20 protein-coding genes and 1 pseudogene are annotated in these 26243 nt (G+C 37.3%); 11 read left to right on the forward strand and 10 right to left on the reverse strand.

Annotated features, from left to right (window positions below; genetic code table 11):
- Positions 1 to 2104: pseudogene (locus tag AC3RVG_RS13245) on the reverse strand (hypothetical protein); the annotation flags it as partial.
- Positions 2105 to 2246: 142 nt separating this feature from the next.
- Between AC3RVG_RS13245 and folE the strand changes: the two are divergent.
- The 6 genes from folE to AC3RVG_RS13275 all read left to right on the forward strand — a co-directional run bounded on the left by folE (position 2247) and on the right by AC3RVG_RS13275 (position 7481).
- Positions 2247 to 2924 (forward strand): GTP cyclohydrolase I FolE, encoded by a 678-nt coding sequence (gene folE, locus AC3RVG_RS13250; protein ID WP_489691953.1) that lies wholly within the window; start codon positions 2247 to 2249, stop codon positions 2922 to 2924.
- 67 nt (positions 2925 to 2991) lie between these two features.
- Positions 2992 to 4461 carry a cysteine--tRNA ligase gene (gene cysS, locus AC3RVG_RS13255; protein ID WP_489691954.1) on the forward strand — a complete coding sequence of 490 codons (1470 nt, stop codon included), beginning with the start codon at positions 2992 to 2994 and terminating at the stop codon, positions 4459 to 4461.
- A 23-nt stretch (positions 4462 to 4484) separates the two neighbouring features.
- Positions 4485 to 4718, forward strand: coding sequence for a membrane protein insertion efficiency factor YidD (gene yidD / locus AC3RVG_RS13260; RefSeq protein ID WP_489691955.1), 234 nt, complete (start codon positions 4485 to 4487; stop codon positions 4716 to 4718).
- A gap of 120 nt (positions 4719 to 4838) precedes the next feature.
- The gene (gene lgt, locus AC3RVG_RS13265; protein ID WP_489691956.1) at positions 4839 to 5768 is read left to right on the forward strand and encodes a prolipoprotein diacylglyceryl transferase; all 930 of its coding nucleotides are present in this window, start codon (positions 4839 to 4841) and stop codon (positions 5766 to 5768) included.
- Between the two features lie 76 nt (positions 5769 to 5844).
- The gene (locus AC3RVG_RS13270; protein ID WP_489691957.1) at positions 5845 to 6342 is read left to right on the forward strand and encodes a DUF192 domain-containing protein; all 498 of its coding nucleotides are present in this window, start codon (positions 5845 to 5847) and stop codon (positions 6340 to 6342) included.
- 476 nt (positions 6343 to 6818) lie between these two features.
- Positions 6819 to 7481 carry a hypothetical protein gene (locus AC3RVG_RS13275; RefSeq protein ID WP_489691958.1) on the forward strand — a complete coding sequence of 221 codons (663 nt, stop codon included), beginning with the start codon at positions 6819 to 6821 and terminating at the stop codon, positions 7479 to 7481.
- 81 nt (positions 7482 to 7562) lie between these two features.
- On the opposite strand, the gene secDF is transcribed toward AC3RVG_RS13275, so the two are convergent.
- The 5 genes from secDF to AC3RVG_RS13300 all read right to left on the reverse strand — a co-directional run bounded on the left by secDF (position 7563) and on the right by AC3RVG_RS13300 (position 14939).
- The gene (gene secDF / locus AC3RVG_RS13280) at positions 7563 to 10613 is read right to left on the reverse strand and encodes a protein translocase subunit SecDF (RefSeq protein WP_489691959.1); all 3051 of its coding nucleotides are present in this window, start codon (positions 10611 to 10613) and stop codon (positions 7563 to 7565) included.
- Between the two features lie 201 nt (positions 10614 to 10814).
- Positions 10815 to 11429, reverse strand: coding sequence for a hypothetical protein (locus tag AC3RVG_RS13285; protein WP_489691960.1), 615 nt, complete (start codon positions 11427 to 11429; stop codon positions 10815 to 10817).
- Positions 11430 to 11596: 167 nt separating this feature from the next.
- Positions 11597 to 12451: a hypothetical protein gene (locus AC3RVG_RS13290; protein ID WP_489691961.1), complete on the reverse strand. Its 855-nt coding sequence runs from the start codon at positions 12449 to 12451 to the stop codon at positions 11597 to 11599.
- 22 nt (positions 12452 to 12473) lie between these two features.
- The gene (locus tag AC3RVG_RS13295) at positions 12474 to 14513 is read right to left on the reverse strand and encodes a TonB-dependent receptor (RefSeq protein ID WP_489691962.1); all 2040 of its coding nucleotides are present in this window, start codon (positions 14511 to 14513) and stop codon (positions 12474 to 12476) included.
- Between the two features lie 84 nt (positions 14514 to 14597).
- Positions 14598 to 14939, reverse strand: coding sequence for a hypothetical protein (locus tag AC3RVG_RS13300; protein WP_489691963.1), 342 nt, complete (start codon positions 14937 to 14939; stop codon positions 14598 to 14600).
- A 324-nt stretch (positions 14940 to 15263) separates the two neighbouring features.
- Here AC3RVG_RS13300 and AC3RVG_RS13305 point away from each other — a divergent pair, with 324 nt between their 5' ends.
- Positions 15264 to 17816: an adenosylcobalamin-dependent ribonucleoside-diphosphate reductase gene (locus AC3RVG_RS13305; protein WP_489692239.1), complete on the forward strand. Its 2553-nt coding sequence runs from the start codon at positions 15264 to 15266 to the stop codon at positions 17814 to 17816.
- A 210-nt stretch (positions 17817 to 18026) separates the two neighbouring features.
- Here the strand turns inward: AC3RVG_RS13305 and mdh are convergent, their stop codons facing one another.
- From mdh to gyrB, 3 genes are all read right to left on the reverse strand, one after another.
- Positions 18027 to 18953: a malate dehydrogenase gene (gene mdh / locus AC3RVG_RS13310; protein WP_489691964.1), complete on the reverse strand. Its 927-nt coding sequence runs from the start codon at positions 18951 to 18953 to the stop codon at positions 18027 to 18029.
- A 130-nt stretch (positions 18954 to 19083) separates the two neighbouring features.
- Positions 19084 to 20100, reverse strand: a complete 1017-nt coding sequence (locus tag AC3RVG_RS13315; protein ID WP_489691965.1) for a DUF6588 family protein — start codon at positions 20098 to 20100, stop codon at positions 19084 to 19086.
- 81 nt (positions 20101 to 20181) lie between these two features.
- Positions 20182 to 22122 carry a DNA topoisomerase (ATP-hydrolyzing) subunit B gene (gene gyrB, locus AC3RVG_RS13320; RefSeq protein WP_489691966.1) on the reverse strand — a complete coding sequence of 647 codons (1941 nt, stop codon included), beginning with the start codon at positions 22120 to 22122 and terminating at the stop codon, positions 20182 to 20184.
- 300 nt (positions 22123 to 22422) lie between these two features.
- Between gyrB and AC3RVG_RS13325 the strand changes: the two genes are divergently transcribed.
- Complete coding sequence (locus AC3RVG_RS13325) at positions 22423 to 22962, forward strand: DUF2911 domain-containing protein (protein WP_489691967.1); 540 nt, start codon at positions 22423 to 22425, stop codon at positions 22960 to 22962.
- A 78-nt stretch (positions 22963 to 23040) separates the two neighbouring features.
- On the opposite strand, the gene AC3RVG_RS13330 is transcribed toward AC3RVG_RS13325, so the two are convergent.
- Positions 23041 to 23670 carry a 7-carboxy-7-deazaguanine synthase QueE gene (locus AC3RVG_RS13330; protein WP_489691968.1) on the reverse strand — a complete coding sequence of 210 codons (630 nt, stop codon included), beginning with the start codon at positions 23668 to 23670 and terminating at the stop codon, positions 23041 to 23043.
- 143 nt (positions 23671 to 23813) lie between these two features.
- On the opposite strand from AC3RVG_RS13330, the gene AC3RVG_RS13335 reads away from it, so the two are divergent.
- The 3 genes from AC3RVG_RS13335 (at position 23814) to AC3RVG_RS13345 (ending at position 26237) form a co-directional block, all read left to right on the forward strand.
- On the forward strand, positions 23814 to 25343 hold the full coding sequence (locus tag AC3RVG_RS13335; RefSeq protein WP_489691969.1) for a helicase HerA-like domain-containing protein: 1530 nt from the start codon (positions 23814 to 23816) through the stop codon (positions 25341 to 25343).
- 51 nt (positions 25344 to 25394) lie between these two features.
- Complete coding sequence (locus tag AC3RVG_RS13340; RefSeq protein ID WP_489691970.1) at positions 25395 to 25961, forward strand: hypothetical protein; 567 nt, start codon at positions 25395 to 25397, stop codon at positions 25959 to 25961.
- Positions 25962 to 26051: 90 nt separating this feature from the next.
- Positions 26052 to 26237, forward strand: coding sequence for a hypothetical protein (locus AC3RVG_RS13345; protein WP_489691971.1), 186 nt, complete (start codon positions 26052 to 26054; stop codon positions 26235 to 26237).
- Positions 26238 to 26243: the final 6 nt, after the last annotated feature.

Below are 26243 nucleotides of genomic sequence, written 5' to 3' on the forward strand. Positions count from 1 at the left end.
GCATCGTTCCGTGGTAAGTAACCGTTAAGGTAGGATCGCCCATAGTAATCACCAAATCCTGCTGGGTAAGGTCAAAAGCAGCAAAGCCGTCGTTGTTTACATCGCACTCAATAAGGTTTCCAGGAGCCGTGTTAACCGTGGGTGGGTAGTCTATAATTAAATCGATACTACCGCTGCTATCAAAACAACTAGGGTCGTTACGATTCTCTAAACGGATGAACACCGTCTCGCCCGGAGCGTTAACAAAATAAGGGGTCGGTAATGGGTTGACATCGTTATCTGCATCAGCCTGAGTAGCGTGATAGGTAATAGTGTATGTAGAAGATGGCTGTCCGCCTAAAACATAAGAGTTAAAATCACCAGAAAGATTCACAAACTCGCCGCCATCACCATCAGCATCGCAATAGCTTGCGGTGGCGGGTAAAAGGCCGATTATCGCACGGCTGAAATAAATCTTGAAGTCTGTTAAAGCAAAACAAGTACCACTATTGTCTTCAATACGCGCATAAATAGTCTGGGGGGAAGGTGGTACAAAAATGTGCACACCGCCCAAAATCTCGTTGGTGTCATCAAAACTGTCTTGGAAGCTTTGGTAATATTTTATAGTAAACTGCGCAGGGTCCTGAGCACCCAAAATATTTGCGTCGTTATCTGTTAAATTAAAAACTCCCGCAGTTGTGCCATCATCACACTGGTATAAATTAACCGGAGTGTTGGCAACGGGTTGGGGGGTTAAAATTAAATTAAATTGTGTCGTCTCAAAACAACCGGGAGTGGTGTTATTTTCTACTCGTGCAAAAATAAAAACTGATCCAGTTAACACATATGGCTGCGGCAATGCATTAATACCAGCAATAGCATCAACAGGATTATTGTGGTAGGTTACGGTAAATTCTGTTGGATCTTGAGTTCCTAAAATAATAGCATCAAAAATGGTGTTAAGATTTATAGATTCAGTTCCGTTACTTCCTACATCGCATACTCTGTGCGGACTTGGTGGTGCAGTTGCAGTGGCCGAGGAATAAAATATTTCGAAAGAATCAACAGCAAAACACGATGCGCTTTGATCTTCAATCCTAACCCAAATAATTTCAGAAGCACCAACTAATGGATATGCATTTGCAGGAATGATAGGATTGGTTCCATCTCTAGCTTCTAATTCGCTATGATGATAGGTAATATTAAAGCCTGGATCTTGACCTCCCAGTACATCATCATCATTTTCAGTTAAATCAAAAATACCTGGTGTTGAACCATCATCACAAATTGTTAAGTCTAGCGGCGGACTTGCAATTATAGGCTGAGGGTAAGTTATTATTTCATATTCTCGAATTTGAGGTGTTCCAACATTAAAGGTTAAAGTAACTTTATAATTTCCAGCATCTGTAACTGTAATTGAAGGAAAATTACCGTTAAAAATTGTTACAAATCCAGTTCCATCATCGTATTCCCACAAATAATTAGTGGCTCCCAAGGTAGTTGCATCCAAAACAAACTGCTCACCTTCACAACCAGTTTGTGTAGTTAAAATCGTGCAATCGGTAGATCCAGATCCGGGTCCCCCGGCATTAGTCTGTTCTAATTTAATAAATCCTGCATCTTGCGCATAATTAGTAATTACTAATATATATATTTCACCTGGCTGACCATTTAATATCGAAAAATTTTCAATAGGTTGAATAGAATAACTACAAGCTATTTCATTGAAACTTTGTAATTGTGTATAATCACACAAATCATCTCCTACGGCGAATGGGCCCCAGCAAATAAAATCAACATCAAGACCGGTCCCATTTGGATTACCATTTACATCAAAGGACGTATTTTGGACTATCTCAAAGTCTAGTCTTCCAGCTTGATCAATTTGCAAATAGAACCAAGCAGGATAAGGTTGTGTTATTAAACAACCATAATCTGGACCAGGTTCTGCACTTGGAGTACAAGCTGGGTCAACATCATTGCAATTTGCAAATATCAATGCCTGATCACCAGCACAGAAAGGCTCTATGCTCTCACAGGTTCCACCTTGTGCAAAAGCAGCAAAGGAAATTACTGATAATAAGAGAGTTAAAAAGAAATTTTTCGGGGCGTAGTTATAGTTCATAGTTGTCGTAACGTAATTGCGGCGAAAATTAAGAAAATTTTATGAAACTGCCTTGCTCAATTTCTTAAAATAAGAAGATTCCCTTTTTAGTACCACAATGCTATTGCGTATCTTTGCACGCTTATTACATATTTTTTAATAAATGGATTTAGAAAAACAAATTAAAGAGATTGAAGCAATGGGCGACGATCACATAGCAGGTTCAACCGAAACCCCTATGAGACCTGATGCTTTTGAGCTTAGTGACATCGAAAAAATTGCTAGTATTAAAAAGGATGTCCAAAATATTTTACAAACTTTAGGCCTCGATCTTACAGACGATAGTTTAAAAGGTACTCCTACCCGAGTGGCAAAAATGTTTGTACAAGAAATTTTCGGAGGACTCCACCCAGACAGAAAACCGAAGGCTTCTACTTTTGAAAATAAATATAAGTACCAGGAAATGCTGGTCGAAAAGAATATTACACTTTATTCAACTTGTGAGCATCACTTACTTCCTATTGTTGGAAAAGCACATATTGCATACATTTCTAACGGAAATGTTGTAGGGCTTTCAAAAATGAATAGAATTGTAGATTATTACGCTAAAAGGCCACAAGTTCAGGAACGCTTAACGATGCAAATTGTAAAAGAACTGCAAAAAGTTTTAAACACAGATGATGTAGCTTGTGTAATTGATGCGAAACACCTTTGCGTAAATTCTCGCGGAATACGCGATATTGATAGCAGTACGGTAACTAGCGAATTTGGAGGTGCTTTCAAAAATTCTGATGTGCGTAGGGAATTTTTAGATTATATAAAACTTGAAACTGAGTTTTAAGAATTGCCTAAATAAAAAATTAATTAAAACAGGATAGGCAATTGTCTTCCGTCTTCCGTCATAACCCATGCAGGACCTATATATTTACAATTCGCTTTCAAAAAGTAAAGAAAAATTCACCCCAATTCACGAAGGTGCAATAGGAATGTATGTTTGTGGCCCTACCGTTTACAGCAATGTACATTTAGGAAACTGCCGCACCTTTCTTTCTTTCGATTTGATTTTTCGCTATTTGAAGCATTTAGGCTATAAAGTGCGTTATGTTCGCAATATTACCGATGCTGGACACTTGGAAAACGACGGCGAAAGTGGCGACGACCCAATTCTAAAAAAAGCAAGAATTGAGCAATTGGAACCAATGGAAGTTGTTCAAAAATATACGGTAGATTTTCATACCGTTATGGCTAAATTCAAGGCGTTGCCACCGAGTATTGAACCTACAGCAACCGGACACATCTACGAACAAATTCATATTGTCGAAAAAATAATTGAGCAAGGTTTTGCGTACGAAAAAAACGGCTCTGTCTACTTTGACGTTTTAAAATTCAACGAAACCAACAATTACGGAAAGTTAAGCGGAAGGCAAATTGAAGATATGGTTGCCAACACTCGCGAACTTGCCGCTCAAACCGACAAGAAAAACCCACAAGATTTTGCACTTTGGAAAAAAGCCGAACCTCAACATATTATGCGTTGGCCATCGCCTTGGAGCGACGGTTTTCCAGGCTGGCATTTGGAATGTACTGCAATGAGTACGAAATATTTAGGTAATCAATTTGATATTCACGGCGGCGGAATGGATCTGAAATTTCCACACCACGAATGCGAGATTGCACAAGCAGAAGCCTGTAACCATACTTCACCCGTAAATTATTGGATGCATGCCAATATGCTTACGCTTAACGGCAAAAAAATGTCGAAATCTACCGGAAACTACATTTTACCGAATGATATGTTTACGGGAGAAAACGATGTTTTGAGCAAACCCTTCTCGCCTACCGTTACCAAATTCTTTATGTATCAAGCGCATTACCGAAGCATTTTAGATTTCAGTAGTGATGCTTTGGAAGCTTCAGAAAAAGGATTTAATAGATTGATGGACGCCTACCGAATGCTTCCAGACTTGAACACTTCAGCAAAAAGTAGCATTGACGTTGAAAGCTGGCGAAAAGCTTGTTACGACGCAATGAATGACGACTTTAATAGTCCTATTTTAATCGCCCATCTTTTTGAAATAGTGAAGTTTGCTAACGCCATAAAAGACGGAAAAGAAACTATTTCTATAAATGATTTAGAAATATTGAAACAAACTACAGACAGTTTTCTTTTTGATGTTTTAGGACTTCAAGATACTGTTTCAGAAAATTCAAAGGATGGCGAAAAACTTTCGGCTGCGGTAGAAATTCTTATTCAATTAAGAAATCAGGCACGTGCCAATAAAGATTTTGCAATGAGCGATAAAATTCGCGACGAACTTGCTTCAAAAGGAATTCAGTTAAATGATGGAAAAGATGGAACTTCTTTTTCGTTGAACTAAAAATATGGTGTCGGGAATAGTTTATGAAAAAAATTCTAACATATCCATTCATACTTTTAATTAGAGGATATCAAAATTTTATTTCTCCCTTCACGCCAAATACGTGTCGTTATTCGCCTACTTGTTCGCATTACGCAGTTGATGCGTTAAAAACACACGGCTTGCTAAAAGGCGGTTGGCTGGCTTTAAAACGAATTGGGAGCTGTAACCCTTGGGGTGGCCAAGGCTACGATCCCGTGCCACCAAAAAAGGAGTGAATTTGAACCTATAATTGGCAACCTATTTGTTTAGAAGATTAAACATTTCACAATAAAACAATTTCCCTTTATTACTTTTTCGCTTTTGTTATCTTTACGCAGCGTTTTAAAATCTCCACTATGCACTATTTAAGTTTTACCTGGAACCCTTCTGAAGGGATTGATCTTGGCTTTTTCATGATTCGCTTCTACAGCTTAATGTTTGTGGTGGCGTTTAGTTTGGGCTGGGTGCTCACTAAAAAGATTTTTGATCGAGAGGGCATGCCGCAAGAAAAGCTTGACAGTCTTTTTATTTACATGGTTGTTGCTACCTTAATTGGCGCTCGTTTGGGGCACGTTATCTTTTATCAATCTGAACTTTTTGTGCAAGATCCGCTTTCGGTTTTCTTGCCCATAAGCACAGTACCAGAGTTTGAATTCACAGGTTTTCAAGGATTGGCAAGTCACGGAGCGGCAATCGGTATTTTAATAGCAATGTATTATTACACTAAAAACGTAATTAAAAAACCATTTTTATGGATTATGGATCGCATTGTAATTGCAGTGGCAGCAGGTGGGATTTTCGTTCGAATTGGAAATTTTTTAAATTCTGAAATCATTGGTAAGCCATCTGGCGACTCTCCACTGGGCGTGCGTTTTGTACACGAGGGCATTTTAAAGCGAGAAGCTGTGCAAGCAACCGGTATTCAAGACCCGAGCAAGGCTTATGATGCAATTGTACATAACCCACAGTTTGCAGATTTACTTAATAGTGTTCCCTTTCGCCATCCAGCGCAGCTTTATGAAGCGGCTGGGTATGTAATTGTGTTTTTAGTATGCTGGTATTTGTATTGGAAAACGGAACGCAGAAAGCAAATAGGCTACATATTTGGCGTGTTTTTGATCCTTCTTTTTATGGTTCGATTTATCGTGGAATATGTAAAAGAAAGTCAAGGCGGGTTTGAATCTGCACTCGGTCTGCTATCCACCGGACAATGGTTAAGTGTTCCTTTCGTACTCGCGGGAATCTACATTATGTGGAATGCTTCAAAAAAACCTATGGTTGAATAAAATAAAGTAACCACGAATACACGAATATTTTTTAAATTATTATTCGTGTATTCGTGGTTTTTAATAATTTCTTCAAATGAAAAAAATACTTATTTCAGCAGCAATTGTTGGATCTATACTTACATTTTATAATTGCAAAGACGCTGGTAATTCAGAAACACAAAGCTTAACGCAAGAAATTACGTTTACCAAAGAAGGTGAACTTCAACTTTTAAAAGCTGAAAACGATTCCATTATAGCTTCGCTGGATATTGAAATAGCCGATGATGAATACCAAACTGAAACAGGGCTAATGTACCGCCACTCAATGGCTGAAAACCAGGGAATGCTTTTCGTATTTAAAGTTATGCAACCCCGTTCTTTTTATATGAAGAACACTAAAATTCCACTGGATATTATCTATTTAGATTCTGAAAAGAAAATAGTAAGCATCCAAAAAAACGCTAAACCATTCGATCAGACTTCGCTTCCTTCCGAAGGTGCTTCACAATATGTACTAGAAGTAAATGCGGGGCTTTCTGATTCCTGGAAGCTTAAAAAGGGCGATAGAATAGAATTTATCAACAGTAAATAAACCTAAAAAATACCAGTTATTTAATAAATAAACCCTGGTCCATTGGCCGGGGTTTTTATTTTAATTTTTTTCTCGTTATTTAAAAGTTAAAACTATATTTGGTCTTCTCCCCTTTTAATTTACTCGTTTACGGAAAGCCGTAATTGGGAAATTTTACTTTGATTTATATTGGCAATAAAACTACACAAACGTGTAGCGTAGATGCGGTTTAACTTTAAGATCTGCATATATACACTTGTTTATACCCCAATTAATAGGTAACCATTTTATATAATTTTTCTTAATAACTCTAAAAGATAAGAAAACTATGATGTAAATAGATGAGCTTTAAAAAGAGGAACATTTTACTAGGTATTGAGTCCTCGTCGTTTTAATCTTTTATAAAGGTTGGATTCAATTAATTCCACTACAGTAGCCTTAAGCTAATTAATTAAAATGGCCATTGTTCAAAAGTTCAATGGCCCTAAATAAAATATATGAAAAAATTATTCCTACTTATTATTTTAACAACCACAACCTATTCTTATTCTCAAATAGAAGAAAGAAAGGGCAAACTCTTTTTTAAGATTGGGTCTGAATATCGTATTACGCCCTTACCCTATGATTTTGGTAAAATAGATCAACGAATACCTGCCGATATAGATGTCCAAAATTCAGGCGTAGCATTTCACTATGGGTTTGATTATTTCATAACCAAAAACCTAGGTATTGGATTTAATAATTCTTTTAGGTACGATGTGCTAATCAGAAATGTAAATGAAATAGACCAAGAAAATGGCTTTCAAAAAACGGATAAAACGTTGATTGTGGGAGGTCATTTATATTTAGATTACCACGTTAAAGTGTTCAAAAATTCAGAGCTTTTTGCCCGTGTGGGACCGTCTTTGCTAAACGGTGGTACGGAATATATGAATAAGACTACTTTTTATGATAATCAAGGTAATATTTTAGGTAGTTCATTTAGCAATGAAACATTAGAGTTTTTTGCGACTAATATCGCAATTGGCTATAAAAAGCAAAAAGTAGAGTTGTTAGTAGGTTTATATTCTTCAAGCACTTCCAACTATTTTGACGAAACTGAAAGTTTAAAAATACCTTATATAAACATTACCTATACAATCGGAAAAATGTGGAAATAAGAATATCATTTTTATTCCATAAAAAAAGACCTTTCCAAACTGGAAAGGTCTTTTTTATTTACTTCAAAAGAGTTTCGAGTACTATGCCTCTAAGGCAGCTTCCTCTTCTTCTTTTTTGTCTATTAAATCTTCAACTTTTTTGCGCTTCACTGTATCGTACATAATAGGCGTTGCGATAAACAACGATGAATAAGTACCTACTACAATACCTACAATAATTGCAAACAGTAGCCCGCGGATAGATTCTGCACCAAAGAAGAACATACTCAACAACACGATAAGTGTGGTGAAAGAGGTGTTCAACGTTCTACTAAGTGTACTACTTAAAGCTAAATCGATAATTCTATTCATCTTCCAGCCTGGGTGTTCACCGAAGTATTCACGAATACGGTCAAATACAATTACCGTATCATTCAGTGAGTATCCAATTACAGTAAGTATAGCCGCAATAAATGCTTGGTCAATCTCCATACTAAATGGCATAAACCTGTATGTTAGTGAGAATACACCTAATACTAAAAGCACATCGTGGAATACAGCCGCAACTGCTCCCAAACTAAACTGCCATCTTCTGAATCGTAATAAAATGTAAAGGAACACAACTATTAGCGACCCAAATACAGCCCAGAATGAATCTGTTTTTATATCATCTGCAATAGTAGGACTTACTTTGTAATACTCCATTCTACCGATCGTTTTTCCTTCGCCATCACCTACAAAATCATCGTAAGTTATACCTGCTGGAAAATGCTTTTTCACGGTTTCGAAGAGCATATGCTCTATTTCTTCATCAACGTCCGTTCCTGTTTCATCTACTTTATATTTTGTGGTAATCTTCAATTGGTTATCACCACCGTAGGTTTTAGCTTCTGCACTTCCGAAAGCTTCAATTAAATCATCTTGAATTTCAATTGAATTAACATCTTTCGCAAAACGTACAGTATAAGTACGTCCACCAACAAAATCAACACCTTGGTTAAGACCATTGGTAAACAATGAACCAAGACTTATTACAATCATAACTGCTGAAAATATATACGCTGTTTTACGCTTTTTCAAGAACGAAACGTGCACGTTAGTGAACAAGTTCTTAGTAATTGACGTAGAACAAGGTAATGACTTACCGTTTTGAGTATATCTATCAATAAACAATCTTGTTATGAAAATTGCAGTAAACAATGAAGTTGCAATACCTATTAATAAAGTTGTTGCAAAACCTTGAATCGGTCCAGTACCGAATACCAAAAGAATTAAACCAGTAAGACCTGTTGTAATGTTTGCATCTAGAATAGAAGATAACGCGTTATTGAAACCATCTTTGACGGCATCCTTCTGCGCCTTGCCTTTGGCGAGCTCTTCCTTAATCCTTTCAAAGATTAGCACGTTTGCATCTACAGACATACCAACCGTTAATACAATACCGGCAATACCCGGTAAAGTAAGTACAGCTCCTAGACCAGCAAGAATTCCGAAGATGAACAAAATGTTCACCAATAGGGCAACATCAGCAAAAGCTCCCGCTTTTCCGTAGTAACCAATCATCCATAAAAGAACGATTATAAGTGCTACTCCAAAAGAAAGCACACCACTACTAATAGCCTCTTGACCCAATGTTGGACCAACAACCTCTCCTTGAATAATTTCAGCAGAAGCTGGAAGTTTACCAGCACGAAGTACGTTTGCTAAATCCTGACCTTGGTTTACAGTGAAGTCTCCTGAAATTTGGCTACGTCCACCAGAAATAGGTCCAGAAGTTACGCCCGGCGCAGAGTATACTATATTATCTAAAACAATAGCAATCTGGCTTTGGTTTTCGTAAGCAGCACCTGTTAGTTGCTCCCAAACTTTAGCTCCTTGGCCATTCATTTGCATAGAAACTACGATTCGACTTAAGTTGTCAAATTCTTGTCTTGCATCTACAACTACACTTCCTCCAAGTGGCGGAACATTACCTCTGTTACCCTTTAGGGCGTATAGCGCAGTTACTTCTTCACCATTTAATTGTGCGTCTGCTACTGGCAAGCCCCACACAAATTTTGCGTAACGCAGTTCGTTTGGCAACAACGATTTTATTTGAGAGTTGCGCAAATAACCGTTAATAGCTGCAGTATCTTTTAGTTTAAAAGTAGCAATTACTGGACCTCCTTGATTACCCAAAGAAACCATTTTTGAAAGTATTGGGTTCGCTTTGTTATCGTCCACAAGTGTGTCACTTACATCCTGACCACCTAAAAGTTTACTAACGTCATCATCTTCTGTTTTTGAAGAATCGATTACTTTTTCAGTAGTTTCCGTAGTTTCTGTCGCCTCTGTTGTTGTAACAGCTGTGTTTGCCATTGCAATTTCACCTGCTTTAGTATCGGCAGCTTGAAGGAAACTTGCTACTTCATCAAATTTATATACATCCCAGAATTCTAGTTGGGCAGTACTTTGAAGTAATTTTCTTACCCTGTCTACATCTTTTGCACCCGGAAGCTCTACAAGTATTCTTGCAGATTTACCCAAACGCTGAATGTTAGGTTGAGTTACACCAAATTTATCGATACGCTTTCTTAATACTTCAAAAGCAGAAGTAATAGATTCGTCTATTTTCTTCTCAATAACTGGTTTTACTTGTGAGTTGGTCATTCCAACTTTAATTACATCTTCCAAGTTCTTATTGAAGAAAATGTCTGGCGAGGCAAGATCATTTTCACCCGGAAGGGCTTCAAACGCCTTAAAGAAAGACTCTAAATAAGTATCTTGGCTATCTTTCTGAAGATCTTTTGCATTCTCCAAAGCTTGGTTGAATGCAGGGTCTTTGGTATTATTTGCAAGACCTTTCAAAATATCTTTTACAGATACTTCAAGAATTACATTAATACCTCCTTTAAGGTCAAGACCTTTATTCAACTCTTTATCCTTTGCGGTATTGTAGTCAATTCCTAAAAATACAGGATTATTTGCTACAGAGTCAAGGTAGCGATTTTCCGCTGCGTCCCGCTCGTGTGGTTCATTTTCAGAAAATTTGCTATTCGCAAATTCCTTGGCGCTATCTTCTACCTTGTTCGCAATGAACGTAAAAGAAAGCTGGTAAATACATACCAATCCAAAAAGGATGGCAAATACGGTAACTAGTCCTTTATTTTGCATGTTTAAATTATTAGGTCAGATTTTTTTATCCCAATTCCGAAGCCTCGAAATAGGAGCGCAAATATATCATTTGCCTTGTTATCTAACAATTATCGTGGTTATTAAAAAATAAATTTTGTTTGCTTCGGAAATGTGATAAACCAAAGCTATTTTTCTAAAGTGAAGTAGTTTCTTCCATCATTAAAAACGTGAAGATTTCCTTTAAGATAATGGGCCAGCCCGTACCTCTGGAATTTTATATGAAGTAACATCTATTAAAAGTGAAATATTGCGGTAGTTTTTAAACGCAACTATTTCAATACCTTGTTTTATATCAAATTTGGTTTCTGTGTCGCCAACTGATAAAAAGGGTTTTAAATATTGGTCCTTGGCAGATTTTACAACTACCGGCAAACCTTGCAAACCGATGCTAGAACCGTAATCCTGTTGGATTTTGATTACATCTAATTTATAAATATGCGTGTTTTCACTGAAAGGAATGCTAGAAGGAAAATTCTTTTCATTAAAACCAGTTTCGGCGAGTTGAAGTTTGTTAGGCGTATTAAACAAACCTTTTATTGTGGCAACATCTGTTACGCTATAATAAGTAATTTTTAGCTTGCCGTTAGCTATTTCGGAAACTACAAAATTTGCAATCCCAATAGATTCTAACTGAGAAGTAACGTTGGCAATGGCTTGTTTCGCTTCAGAAGCGCTTACATTTTCAGTATTAAACTGAACAACAATTTCCTGATTAGGCAGCGTAGATTGCTCCAGACTTACTCCAAAAGAAGCAAGGGCAATAATTAATACAGGAATATACCATCTCCAGTTCACGCGCCAAATATAAAAAAATAACTTTAGAAATGATGCAGGATTGAGAAAATGACGTAGGACAGTAGGACATAAGACTTAGGACTAAATTTGAAGCATTTTGAAAATAATTGCTTCAAATTTTTTGGCTTTTTTGTCTTTTGTCATACGTCCTTTCGTCTTATGTCCTCTTAAAACTCTAATTCAAAATAAAGACTGCTTTCGGGGATGGCTTCTGTAACGTCTTCGCCTTTCAAAACCTCATCACTTTCATTCATCAGTTTTAGATTTACTTTCCAGTAGCCAGTCATTGTTAACGACAACTTACCGTCGTACGTTTTAGTTGCAGCATTGTAAGTCATATCAACATTATTGGGCGAACTGTGGTTACCCATTCCAGTCATTCTTGGATCGACGGTTATTTTATAATTTTCAACCATTGGGAAATTCATCATCGTTTCCATTTTGTATAATACAGCTTGCATATCGTTTATTGCAACCTTCGGTTCTTGAGGGTTCACGTATGCCAAAATGTAGCGCACATCATCACTACCCACAAAAACTTGTGTTTTTTTCAATCCATTTGCTGGCTCGGTTACTGAAACTCTCAGCGCTTCCTCCATTTCTTGTCCGTTCATTGAATAATTCAGCGTTACGTTCCAATATTCTGTGTCGTTGCCAGCCATCTGAAAAACAATATACCCTTTATAAACAGTACTTTCTTCGGTATTGCTCAACATGCTATGTGGCGCACTATGCTCCACAGTTTCCATATGCATCATCGGCATCCAAGTAGGCGCAGCGTTGGTAAGAAATTTATCACTGGCTTTGTCTTTAATTCTAATGGAAATTTCATTGTAACCAACTTCAAGATTTTGTTTTGCTGAATAAATCTGCACAGTATGATCGGTCGCAGGAATTTCATAAATCATGGTTAAACCTTCAACGGGGTTAACTTCTTCAGGAGTATCATTTTCATCATCAGAACAACTTACGAATGAAACTGAAAAAATTAAAATTGCGAATATATATTTTAGTGTTTTCATCTTTAATTTTTATTTTGAATAATTAATTTATTGAATAAGAAATAGTTGCGTAAAAGTTTCTGCCCTTCCGTGGAATGTTGTTCCAGTCGGTATAGGACGAATAGTTAGTGTCGAGAATGTTTTCAATTCCTGCTTTCACAAAAAGATCATTATCATTTATAAAGAAACGTTTCCCAAAGCTCGCCGATAACGTGGCATAAGCCGCAGTTTTCGTTTCGCCGTAAGCTGGATTGTAATTTGTTTGCTCCCCTGCCCCGTCAGCTGAAAGCGATGCAGAATATTGATTTTTGTAAAAATCGATTGCACTTCTGTATGAAAGCGGACTAATTAATGGTAAGTTTTCGCCATCATTATCAACCCCCCTGTGATACGAAACACTACCAGATAATTTAAAAGCATTCGAAATATTGTAACGTCCCGAAAGCGAAGCATTAAAAAGTTGTGCATAATCTAGATTGGTGTAAAACTTAACACCATCTGCACCAATAGTCATCGTACTAAGCGAATTATCAACCACTCCTATTATATAGTTAAAAACGTGGAAGTAGTTTGCCGCAGCAGTAATTTCAAAAATTGGTTTTTTATAAGTGATCGAAAGGTTTGCATCTGCAGAGCTTTCAGTATTTAAATCAGGATCACCAATGTAATCGTGATTATCAAAACTGTTGAACAAATAAAAACCATACCCCTCCGAAACCGAAGGTGCTCGCTCGCCATACGACAGACCACCGTTTAAGTGAAAATCATTCAGCATTCTATGGTACTGTGCCGAAAAGCTTTTTAAAAACCGGGTATTTGTCTTTTCCATTTCTGGATAGAAAATCTTTAAGCTATTCAACCCAAACTCATCTGCTACAGCATTTGAATGATATGCCAAACGTGTGGAAAGTTTAAGCGAAGCTTTTTTAAACGCAATATGATCTTCGGCATAAAAACCAACATCTTTGGTACGCACATCTGGCCAGGTTAACATAAACATCAACGGCTCATTGCTATTGGCTGGATACATCGTCATTTCTGCATAACTCTTGTTGTAAAAACCATCCAACTTAAAAAAGAAATGATTCTTTTTTTTGTTGAAATTAGCCTGCGTATAAAATCCCGCGGTTTCACTCCAACCCGGCATATCCATGTGTATTGGCACGTCTGGACGCTTGGTATCGTCCATTGTGTGTTTTATGGTATTGTAGTACAATTTAGATTCCCAATTGCTGAAATTTCCGAACAACGTATCCTGATTAAAACTCACAGAACCAATCACCGCCCGCGCTAAATAAACGTCCATCGTCAATGCTGGGTAGCCCACATCGTTCGCTTCATCATATATTAAGGTAGCAGAAACAGATTTATCGGCAGCCAATTTATAACCGGAATTTACGGAGAAGTTATATTTTTCGAATTGCGAAAAATTCACTTCTTTGTCGCCTCCAGCTTTGTAATTATCTGCCTTTCGATAGATTGCATCGGTATTTAAATAGAATTTTTCATCGGAATAATTCAGTTCGCCACCAAAAACACGCATCGTATTATTGCTTTCAAATCCGCTTTCAAACGAGCCAGTCCAGCCTGTGGGTTTAAAATTGCTTTTGTCCAATTTCAAATTAATTCCGCCGCCAATAGTATTTCCAAAAGCTGCGCCCTGCTGCCCAGAACCTATTTCTGCTTCCGATAAATTTGAGACATCAACATACGATGTTATCGGGTCCATTTTATCGGTACACGCTCCAAAAATCTGCATACCGTCAATGGTTATCGCCAGCCGTTCCGAAGCCATATCGTTCATTGTTGGCTCCCAAGCGTAAGCACCGCGTTTCACCATTTTTATGCTGCGTGAGGATTCTAAAAACTCATCTAATGTAGATAAAGGTTTACGCTGTTTTTGATGATCTAATTGTTTACCAGCCGAAATTACAATCACTTCGTTAAGCTGGATTAATTTTAGGCTATCCGTTGGTATTTCTTGAGCAATCAATTGCGACGTAAAAGTGCCGCAAAACAGTGCACACCAAAGGCTACCCATAAGCATTCCCTTTAAAGGAAACACACTTATAAATGCTTTCATTTTCTAATAGTTTTGATAATTTAAAAAGAGTGGCATTTCTGAAATATTCTAAAGAAATTTCAAAAAAGTACCGTTGCTAATAAATTATCCCAACTGTGGAGGATGAAGAATTTTTGAAATGAAAAGAGAAGAATTTAAATTTGGCTGATAGCCCGTATTTTCAACGGAAGCAAATTCGCTTTCCGATGTAAACACATATTCTATTATATTTTCTGAAATAATAAACTGCGGAATTTCAGTTTTTGAAGCTTTTCCGCTGAAAGGATTATCATCTTCAGCACCGGCTTCCTTGGCCAATTCTTTAGATAAATGGCACTTTCCATTACACTGCATTTCCGGCTTGTCTTTATTTTCGCAAAGCACGTTAACTATGTAATCATAATTCAACACATATTCCACTACAGGCCACATTGGTTTTGTAAGCATAATTATGCAAGCGGATATGAGAATTACGTTTTTCACAAGTCAAAGATACTACGCATATTGGGCCTCAAAAATGATTTTTATCACATATTTAAGTATTATTTAAACGAAAAAACTTGCCTGATTAAATAATTTAACAACCTACAATTATTTTCAAAATTTGTCAACTTTTTAGTGTTAATAAATATTTATTTACTTGTTTTACAGGCTATTAACAATGCTTTCTTGACAACTTTAAATTTTTATATTGAAATGAGGAATACTAATTCATTATATTTACCTACTTTAAAATATGATTATAATAACCGTCAAAACCCATTTCAGAATATGCAAATAAAAAACGCCGTCTCCACTCCGACAACCTACACACAAGATGAAGCTTTTGATGCTTCAGTTGAATATTTTAAAGGCGATGATCTTGCCGCCCGAGTTTGGGTAAACAAGTATGCCCTCAAAGATTCTGACGGGAATATTTACGAAAAAACACCGAATGACATGCACCACCGCATCGCAAAAGAAATTGCGCGCGTGGAACAACGCTATGCAAATCCATTAACGGAAAAGGAGGTTTTTGACGCAATAAAAGATTTTAAATACATAGTACCACAAGGTAGCCCGATGGCAGGAATTGGGAATCCATACCAGATTGCTTCGCTTTCAAATTGCTTCGTAATTGGTAACAACGGCGATTCAGATTCCTACGGCGGAATTATGAAAATAGACCAAGAGCAAGTACAATTAATGAAGCGTCGCGGCGGTGTGGGGCACGACCTTTCACATATTCGCCCAAAAGGTTCTCCAGTAAAAAACTCTGCACTTACTTCAACTGGGATCGTTCCTTTTATGGAGCGTTATTCAAACTCCACTCGCGAGGTTGCTCAAGACGGGCGTCGCGGAGCATTAATGCTTTCAGTTTCCATCAACCACCCAGATTCTGAAGATTTTATTGACGCAAAAATGGAGCAAGGCAAAGTTACTGGCGCCAATGTTTCTGTGCGTATGGACAATGCTTTTATGCAAGCCGTAAAAGACGGAAAAAATTACACCCAGAAATACCCAATCTTTAGTGAAAACCCAAAGAATACTAAAGAAATTGAAGCTGGTAAACTTTGGAAAAAAATAGTTCACAACGCGTGGAAATCTGCCGAACCAGGGATTCTTTTCTGGGATACAATTATTAATGAATCAGTGCCAGATTGCTATGCAGATTTGGGTTACAAAACTGTTTCTACCAATCCATGTGGCGAAATTCCATTATGCCCTTACGACTCCTGTCGTTTGTTAGCCATGAACTTGTTTTCATACGTTGAAAATCCTTTTACAGATAAGGCTGAATTCAACTTTGAATTATTCAAAAAACACATTGGTATCGCCCAAAAAATAATGGACGATATAATCGATTTGGAACTTGAAAAAGTAGATGCCATAATCGAAAAAATTGACGCAGATCCACAAACTGAAGAGGTGAAAGCCGTTGAAAAAAATCTTTGGTTAAATATTAAACATAAAGCAGAAGAAGGCAGAAGAACCGGTATTGGCATCACTGCAGAAGGCGACATGCTAGCTGCTTTAGGCATTAAATACGGAACTCAAGAAGGTAACGATTTTTCAGTTGAAATCCATAAAAAAATGGCTTTGGAAACGTATCGCGCTTCCGTTTACGCTGCGAAAGAAAGAGGTGCTTTCAAAATATTCGATTCTGAAAGAGAAAAAAACAACCCGTTTATTCTTCGCCTTAAAGATGCCGATGAAAAGTTGTATTACGATATGTTAGAATACGGCCGTCGTAATATTGCATTGTTAACTATTGCACCCACCGGAACAACTAGTTTAATGACTCAAACCAGTTCTGGAATTGAGCCAGTATTTATGCCTGTTTACAAACGAAGAAGAAAAGTTAACCCGAACGACAAAAACGTGCGTATTGACTTTGTAGATGAATTGGGGGATAGCTGGGAAGAATATGTAGTTTTTCACCACCGTTTTAAGCAATGGATGGAAGTTAAAGGCATAGACACTAGTAAAAATTACAGCCAAGAAGAATTAAATAAAATAGTTAAGAAATCGCCTTACTACAAAGCTACTTCTAACGATGTGGATTGGTTGAGCAAAGTGCGTATGCAAGGTGCTGTACAAAAATGGGTGGATCACTCAATTTCTGTGACCATCAATTTACCAAATGATGCTACCGAAGAATTAGTAGGCAAATTGTATTTGGAAGCTTGGCAAGCAGGCTGTAAAGGTGTTACCGTTTACCGTGATGGTTCTCGTTCTGGAGTTTTAATTTCTAACGAAGAAAAGAAAGAAGAAGTAAACGAAAAACTTACCGCTTTCCCAACCAAACGTCCCGAAAGTTTAGATGCAGATGTAGTTCGTTTTCAAAATAGCAAAGACAAATGGATTGCTTTTATCGGCTTAATTGACGAAAAACCTTATGAAATCTTTACTGGTTTTGCAGATGACGAAGATGGTATTTTAATTCCGCGTTGGGTAAATGACGGTGCTATTATAAAAAACCGAAATGAAGACGGAACGTCACGTTACGATTTTCAATACAAAAACAAAAGAGGTTATAAAACCACTATTGAAGGGCTTTCGCATAAATTCAATCCAGAATTCTGGAATTATGCAAAACTAATTTCAAGCACACTCCGTCACGGAATGCCAATTGAAAAAGCTGTAGAATTAATCAACAGTCTTCAATTAGATACCGAAAGCATTAATACTTGGAAAAACGGTGTTGCTCGTGCATTAAAACGTTATGTTGCAGATGGTACCGAAGCACGCAAACAGAAATGTGAAAACTGTAATAGTACTTCGCTTATTTACCAAGAAGGTTGTTTGACTTGCAAAGATTGTGGGTCCTCAAAATGTGGGTAAAAAAAGACGTAGGACTTAAGACCGCTGAGCTGTAAGACTTAAGACTAAAACCCCAAAGGTTTTAAAAACCTTTGGGGTTTTTCAATAAAAAAGACCTGTCAGGTTTTGAAAACCTGACAGGTCTAAATAATAGAAATAGTAGTAAATTTTCTCTCAAATAAAAAAGCCGGCACAAGCCGGCTTTTTAAATTTTATAAAGTTTCACTTAAACTATAATTCAAGCAAATCATTCGTTTTACGAACACCTTCAGCACTTTCTTTCATGTGTGCTTTTTCATCATCGCTCAACTCTAATTCTACAATTTTTTCGATACCGTTGCGACCCAAAATAACTGGAGCACCAATACAAATATCTTTCAATCCGTATTCACCATCAAGCATTACAGAACAAGGAAACATTTTCTTCTGGTCGCAAGCAATTGCCTGAACCAAACCTGAAACTGCAGCACCCGGTGCGTACCAAGCTGAAGTTCCTAACAATTTGGTTAATGTAGCACCACCAACTTTGGTGTCTTCCATTACTTGATCCATTCTTTCTTCTGAAATGAACTTACTTACAGGAACACTATTTCTAGTTGCTAAACGTGTTAATGGCACCATTCCAGTGTCACTGTGACCGCCAATTACCATTCCGTCCACATCGCTAATTGGCGCGCCTAAAGCTTCTGCCAAACGATACTTGAAACGTGCGCTATCTAAAGCACCACCCATTCCTATGATTTTACTTTTGTCTAAACCTGATGTTTTATGAACCAAATACGCCATAGTATCCATCGGGTTACTCACTACGATTATAATAGTTTTAGGAGAATGCTTAACAAGGCTTGAAGAAACATCCTTCACAATTCCTGCGTTGATACCGATTAATTCTTCGCGAGTCATTCCTGGCTTACGTGGAATTCCACTTGTAATTACGCAAATATCGCTATCCGCAGTTTTAGAGTAATCATTTGTTACACCCGTAATTTTGGTGTCGAAACCATTTAAAGAAGCCGTCTGCATTAAGTCCATTGCTTTTCCTTCAGCAAAACCTTCTTTAATATCTAACAAAACTACTTCGCTTGCAAAATTCTTGATGGCAATGTACTCTGCACAACTTGCGCCCACAGCACCTGCTCCTACAACTGTTACTTTCATTTATTTATTTTTTATTGATTATTACTATTTTCTAATTAGAGACGAACCTATTTTTCGGTTCAAATTTAGTAAGGTTGAAATGTTTCACAAAAATACAATTATCTAATATAAAAGTCGAGAAACAAGCCTATTAAATTCCGAAGTGCATTCCCAAGGTAGCATTGTTATACTCAGCAATATTATAATCTACGTTAAGTCCGAAAAACCCTAATTTTAAGCTTGCTCCAAGCGTACCTCGTATTCCCGAAACTTTATTTTTTACACTAAAGGGATCTGTAAATTCGCTGGTAGTTTCGAATAATGGAATCCCAGCTTTTACCCGATACGTTCCTAAAACATCAAAATCTGAAGTTCCTGAAAGATAACCTATACCTCCATAAACATTGAATATTGGCAGTTTTGTGGATGCCTGAAGTTGAAATAGCCACGAATTCTGTTTCAAATCGAATTGTTGATTTTCACCTTCAATTATATCATCATTGGTAAAATCGTAATTCGCATTCAAATTATTATAAGCTATCAATCCTGAAATTGCAACCGGGAAAATTTTATTTGCTGGAAGCCATTCGGTAATTTCGTGTTGTACTCCTAAGCCAAAAACTCCAACTTTCACATCTTCGCGATCAATTTTTGGAAAGTAGCGAACTTTTAATTCCGTTGCTTTAAAAACACCAATCCGACCTTGTAAAAAGGCGGTTGGTAAAACATTTACATTTACCGAAGCCAAGCCTTGAGGTAACAAAAATTCAACATCCTCGGTAAACACTCCATTTTGAACTTCGGCATAGACAACTATATCTGGATTGTTTTCGCCAAAAGCAGTTGCCACTTGCTTCACAGTGCTACCATCTCTGAATTTTAAATTGTTGTAATCGGCAGTGTTTAAAGTGAAAGTTTTGTTTTCATCTTTAATAAAGGTTGCATTACCCACTATTGAAATTTCAAATTTAAGTGGCTTCTTAACCTCGGCAGACTGCATCCAACCGTTCGAGGTATTGTAAAGCATTGCCTCGGCGCCAGGAGTAATATAATTTCCAGCAAATCTTTGCGCATCTTCTACACCCGCTGCCAAAAGATCTTCAAGATTTTCTTGCGAAATCATCGAAATACTTGATAATAATCCAAAAAGTAAGATTAGGTTTTTCATAACGCTTTTGTTTAAAACACATTGAAATTAAAAAACCCCCACCGAAAGGTGAGGGTCTTTGTAAAAAGTTTAACGAAATGCTTACACGTCAATATTCGCATAAATTGCGTTTTTCTCAATAAACTCACGTCTTGGCGGAACTTCATCGCCCATAAGCATTGAGAATATTCTATCTGCTTCAGTACCGTTATCTATGGTTACTTGGCGCAACGTACGGAATTCTGGGTTCATTGTAGTATCCCAAAGTTGCTCTGCGTTCATTTCACCCAAACCTTTATAACGTTGGATAGAAGCGCTGCCTCCAAATTCTTCGTTTAATTTGTCGCGGGCTTTATCACTCCAAGCGTATTCTTTCTTGGCTCCTTTTTTCACTAAATATAGCGGTGGCGTGGCAATGTAAACACACCCAGCCTCAACCAATTCGCGCATATAGCGGAAAAAGAATGTCAAAATTAAAGTTGCAATGTGGCTACCATCCACATCCGCATCACACATAATAACTACTTTGTGATAGCGTAGTTTTTCTAAGTTTAGCGCCTTACTATCTTCTTCTGTACCGATGGTAACACCGAGTGCAGTGTAGATATTTCTAATCTCTTCGTTTTCAAAAACTTTGTGGTGCATTGCTTTTTCCACATTAAGAATTTTACCACGAAGCGGTAATATAGCCTGAAAATTACGGTCACGACCTTGCTTTGCAGTTCCACCCGCCGAATCTCCCTCTACTAGGAATACTTCACATTTTACTGGATCCTGCTCAGAACAATCAGAAAGTTTTCCTGGTAAGCCTCCACCGCTCATCACGGTTTTACGCTGTACCATTTCGCGAGCTTTACGTGCCGCATGGCGCGCTTGTGCTGCAAGTATTACTTTTTGAACTATTGTTTTTGCATCATTTGGATGTTCTTCCAAATAGTTTTCAAGCATTTCTGAAACTGCTTGGCTTACTGCCGCAGTAACCTCGCGGTTACCCAATTTCGTTTTTGTTTGGCCCTCAAATTGTGGCTCCTGTACTTTTACCGAAATGATAGCCGTTAATCCTTCACGGAAATCATCTCCAGCAATCTCGAATTTCAATTTATCGAGCATACCCGAAGCATCGGCATATTTCTTCAACGTACGGGTTAATCCAGATCGGAAACCGGCAAGGTGCGTACCACCTTCGTGCGTATTAATATTGTTAACGTAAGAGTGAAGATTTTCACTAAACGAAGTATTATAAACCATTGCAACCTCAACTGGAATATCGTTCTTTTCGCCTTCCATTGAAATTACCTCAGCAATAATTGGCTCACGATTTACATCCAAAAAGCGGATAAATTCTTTTAAACCTTCATCACTGTGGAATTTTTCAGTTTCAAATTCCCCTTCGTCATTTTTATGTCTTTTATCTGTAAAGTAAATGGTGATTCCCTTATTCAAATAAGACAACTCACGCATTCTACTTGCTAGCGTATCATAACTATATTCCAACGTTTGTTGAAAAATATCTGGATCTGGTTTGAAAGTAACAACAGTTCCACGGTAATCAGTTTCACCAACAGATTTTACCGGATACATTGCTTTACCACGCTCGTATTCCTGCTGCCAGATTACACCATCGCGATGTACAGTAGCCGTTAAATGTTCAGAAAGAGCATTCACTACAGAAACTCCAACCCCGTGCAAACCACCCGAAACTTTATAAGAATCTTTATCGAACTTTCCACCTGCACCAATTTTGGTCATTACAACCTGCAGTGCAGAAACGCCTTCTTTTTTGTGAAGGTCTACTGGAATTCCACGACCGTTATCTTTTACGGTAATAGAATTATCTTCATTAATCCACATTTCAATGGTATCGCAAAATCCACCCATTGCTTCATCGATGGAGTTATCCACCACTTCATAAACCAAATGGTGCAAACCACGTGGGCCTACATCTCCAATGTACATTGATGGGCGCATGCGCACGTGCTCCATCCCTTCCAACGCTTGTATCTGGTCGGCGCCGTAACTGCCTTTTTTCTGTTCTTCGCTCATATAATAATTTGAATGATTTTCAGTTTTTTTCGTAACGAACAAATATAACCAAACCCACAATAAAACTAGGGGTTTACGTATTTTATAAGTGATAAGTTATTAACAAATAACTGTGGAAAAACGTTCTTTTTTTGACGTTTTAGAATAGTTTCGGATTTTGGTGTAATAGTTGTGTACTATTTTCGACGAAACAAATGTTCGCTATAAATATTATTCGTGATTTTTTTAAGTGAAAATGAAACTTTCAACTTAAAAAGTAGTCCTATTCTAAAATTGTATTACCTCTTTAAATAAGCTTATATGAAAAAAATATTCCTTTTTACATTCTTTATAATTTCTTCTCTTGCCTTTCAAAATTTACACGCACAGAGTTTTCCACAGATGGATGCCTCTCCAATGGATTTAGCCTTGGCAATACAAGACAAAAATAGCCCACCGTTGGCTAGGGTAATCTATAGCCGCCCTCAGAAAAAAGGACGCGATATTTTTGGCGATTTGGTGCCTTACGGCGAAGTGTGGAGAACCGGTGCAAACGAGGCTACCGAACTTACAATTTACACCCCGTTAAAATTCGGAAAAACGGTTTTGAAACCCGGAACTTATACGCTTTATACTATTCCTGGCGAAGACGAATGGACTGTTATTGTAAACAGCGACACAAATGTTTGGGGCGCTTATAGCTACAAAAAAGAAAAGGATGTTGCGCGCATTAAAGTTGAATGTAAAGACGCTGTAGCTCCTATCGAGTCGCTTTCAATGATATTTCGACCTGAAAAAGATGGGACAACATTAATGATAGGTTGGGATGACCATTATGTAGAAATTCCATTCAAAAAGTAGTAACACTTCAACAGTCGTAAAATAAAAGCACAAATTCCGAAAGAGCTGGAATTTGGTGCTTTTATTTTGAAATATATTTTAGGGAATATTGAGGTATTTATGCGTCTGTAAAGAAACTTTCCATCTCGGATTTTGCATAACGTAATCTACAATTAGCGGACTCATTTTGTCGCGCTTACTCCATTCCGGTTGCAAATAAAGTATACAATCTTTATTCACTTTTGCCGCTTGCTCTTCTGCAAAGCGAAAATCATCTTTATTAAATACAATCACTTTTAGCTCGCTCGCAACTTTATAAACTTCGTCAGTGGGAAGTTTCATTTTTTTGGGTGAAAGACAAATCCAATCCCAAGTTCCAGTTAGTTTATAGGCTCCCGAAGTTTCAATATGAATTTGCATGCCTTGCGCTTTTAACATTTCTGTTAGCGGGCCCATATCCCAAGTTAAGGGTTCGCCACCTGTAACAACAATGGTTTTTGAATGTTTGGCGGCATTCTCAACAATCTGGCCTATAGCCGTTGGCGGATGCAATTCTGCATCCCAACTTTCTTTTACATCGCACCAATGGCAACCAACGTCGCATCCACCTACCCTAATAAAATAGGCGGCTGTTCCTTTGTGGAATCCTTCACCTTGAATTGTGTAAAATTCTTCCATTAAAGGGAGCATCACTCCTTTATTCACCAATTCCAGCACTTCATTTGTCATGGGCGCAAAAGTACTCGAATTGTAACTTAAATTAAATTAATCGGGAAGCAAATTGCAAATAAAGATGTTTAGTTACTTGGAATTTGATACTTTAAAAAACTTAGTGCCCTATAATTTATTACTTTTGAGCAAAATTAGGTGCCATGGCAAACAAAGAGGCTTTTTTTGAACACATTAATAATGGATATACCACCAAGGGAGATTTTATAAATCTTGGCGCGGCAATGCTGGACGGCGAAACCGTTACAAACGCATACGTAAAAATTCCTCTAAAAACACTAAACCGCCATGGGCTAATTGCTGGCGCTACGGGTACAGGAAAAACAAAAACGCTTCAAATTATTGCTGAAAATCTTTCTGAAAAAGGAATTCCAGTACTTATGATGGATATAAAAGGTGATCTCAGCGGGATTGCACAGCCTGGCGCTAACCATCCTAAAATTCAAGAGCGTCATAATGCAATTGGTTTTCCATTTGAAGCAAAGAAATTTCCTGTTGAAATTCTTACACTTTCAGACCAAGAAGGAGTTCGTCTTCGGGCTACAGTTAGTGAATTTGGACCTGTTTTGCTTTCTAGAATTTTAGACTTGAGCGATGTACAATCTGGTATTGTTTCGGTTATCTTCAAATATTGCGACGATAACAAAATGCCACTGCTAGATTTAAAAGACTTCAAAAAAATATTACAATACACTACCGATGAAGGCAAAGATGAATTTGCTGCAGAATACGGTCGTGTTTCATCTTCTTCCACTGGCGCAATACTTCGGAAAGTTGTAGAATTGGAACAACAGGGCGGCGATTTGTTTTTTGGTGAAAAATCTTTTGATACAGACGATTTACTTCGAATTGATGAAAACGGAAGAGGTTATATCAATATAATTCGACTAACAGATATTCAAGATAGACCGAAGCTTTTTTCAACATTTATGCTTAGCCTCTTGGCAGAAATTTACGCCACGTTTCCTGAACAAGGCGATAGCGGAAGACCAGAGCTTGTTATATTTATAGACGAAGCCCATTTAATTTTCAATCAAGCAAGTAGTGCACTGCTCAATCAAATAGAAAGTATTGTAAAATTAATTCGATCAAAAGGGGTTGGACTTTATTTTGTAACTCAAAATCCAACAGATGTGCCAGACGCTGTTTTAAGTCAGTTGGGGTTAAAAATCCAACATGCGCTTAGAGCTTTTACGGCAAAAGATAGAAAAGCAATTAAACTGACTGCGGAAAATTACCCAATCTCTGAATACTATAAAACAGACGAGGTTTTAACGTCTTTAGGAATAGGAGAAGCGTTAGTTAGTGCCCTTAACGAAAAAGGAATCCCAACACCGCTAGCGCGCACCATGCTTCGTGCGCCTATGAGCAGAATGGATGTGCTGACCGATTGTGAATTGAAAGACTTATTGAAAGTGTCAAAATTAATTCCGAAGTACAACGAAGTAACAGACCGCGAAAGTGCTTACGAAATGCTGACTGAAAAAATAGAGATAGCTAACAAAGAAGAAGCAAAGGAAAAAGCACAAAAAGAAAAAGAATCTGTAAGGCGAACTAGCAGTTCTAGTAGAAGTTCAAGTCGCAGGAGCACTTCAAACCCGTGGATAAAAACACTATCTAGCCCCACTGTAATACGCAGTGTTTTGGGCATTTTAGGGAAAATGATGCGGTAATTTCAGCAATTAATAAAATTAATTTTAAATATAAATAACTAAAAACAATAAATGAAAAAGACACTTTTAATAATTGGAATAGTTTCACTTGCTTTTGTTCAATGCGGAAAAAATACTGATCCTTTTGCAATCAACAATGGCGCTATCGGAAACTTGAACAAGGAAATAAAAATCAAACAAATAGACTCCATTTTTGCAGAAGATTCTATAGTAAAAATAAATTCATCTCCCAATGCGCTGGAAACACAAGGTGAAGTAGAAATTTATGAAAAAGGCGGAGTAAAACTTTTACTGTTATCTCCTAATGATGAAAACGATCCTAACTCAACAATCACTAATATTCAGGTTTTCGATTCACGTTACAAAACTGAAAAAGGCTTAAATACTGCAAGTACTTTTAAAGACGTAAAGGCCAATTACACTATCGATAACATAGAAACTACTATTAACGCAGTGGTGATTTTCTTAAAGGAAACTGATGTTTATTTAACCATCGATAAGAAAAACCTTCCGGCAGAACTTCGCTACGATATGAATATTGAAATTGAAGCCAGTCAAATACCAGATGATGCGCCAATTAAATATTTTATGATTGGCTGGGAAGCTGCTAGTGAATAAATTTTTCCTGCAAAGATTTTGTTAAGGTGCGTTAGTACTTGAACCTTTTACTTTAATTTTAATCCAATTAACCATCAAATTCGATTAATTATGATAAAGATTTTAGGTTTTATTTTAACCATTGCTGGCGGAATTAGTTTGGTAATGGGAATTCTTGGTGTGTTCGGAAGTATGGACATCGGAATGAGTCCTTGGGCTTTGATTATTCTTGGAATAGTTTTCTTTTTTGCCGGTATCGGACTCCTAAAACGCCGAAAAGACACAGACGAAACATAAATATTA

The sequence above is a fragment of the Aequorivita sp. IT1282 genome (genome assembly GCF_058068205.1).